This is a genomic window from Pseudomonas sp. PA-4-8C (assembly GCF_021606625.1).
GTDB classification, from domain to species: Bacteria; Pseudomonadota; Gammaproteobacteria; order Pseudomonadales; family Pseudomonadaceae; genus Aquipseudomonas; species Aquipseudomonas lactis.
The window spans coordinates 1-902 of record NZ_WKCD01000570.1 but is presented as its reverse complement, the minus strand read 5'-3'; the positions used below and the strand labels follow the sequence as shown (position 1 = coordinate 902).

1 pseudogene is annotated in these 902 nt (G+C 57.8%); it reads left to right on the top strand.

The window, feature by feature from the left end:
• Positions 1 to 902: pseudogene (locus GIW04_RS31020) on the top strand (UvrD-helicase domain-containing protein); the annotation flags it as partial.

The following is a 902-nucleotide window of genomic DNA, read 5'->3' as shown; positions in this document are numbered from 1 at the left end:
AACTCATGGAGATTCTCAGCCTGTGGGGCCAACCCCTTGGCATTAAAGAAGCTCAGGCGGTGGTGCGCACCTTTCATTCGCGCATCCTGCCGATGGTGCGCAGCCTGCCGGGCTTTGAACGGCTGCAAGCCTTTGAGAACCTCAATGGTGGTTTTGACGACGCCGACAGCAACGCTTTCGACCTGCGTATCAGCGACGCCCAGCGGCAACAGATGAACGCCTGTTATCACCGCTTGTATGGCCGCCATGAGCGCTTTCGCGAGTTGATAGCGCCGTTGGCACGCCATGGCCTCCAGCTCAAGGAGCTGGAGCGCGATCATCCAGACGTGCAAAAGCGCATGGCCGTGACTGAATTGGCCGCCAAGCGCGATGAAGAACTCTGTGATGTGATCGAAGACCTGTGGTTTCGCGCCGGTGCCTGGCCGATCAAAGGCATCGAGCCCAGCCGTCAGGCCTTTGAAATCAACGGCGCGCAATTTCATTGCCACGGCTATATCCCGGAGCTCGATGCCTGGGTGGTACTGGGGTTCGATGGGCGCGAAAACCCGCAGATCAGTCGGCCGAATTCGAAACTCTCGGTGCGTGCAGAATGGGCGGTGAAGCGCACGTTGTTTCAAGCTTTCTGCAATAAGCCGCTGATATGGCTGGATAATTACGAATCTTCCAAGCGCCTTTTGAGCAGCCTGGGCGGCGATGCCACGGCCGGGCCAGGCTTTGATTACAAGGTTAAAGGCGAGCTCGCTTCGGCGCCCCTGTTGGACAGTTTTGTCATGGCAGCCGGGTTTATCGAGAACCTTGGTTTGGATGTGCCTACGGCGGTTTGCCAGATGGGCTTTGCCCAAGACGACCCGGGCCGGCTGTTCTTTGCGGCTCTTAGCATTTTTTGGGAAGGCCCTGAAGAA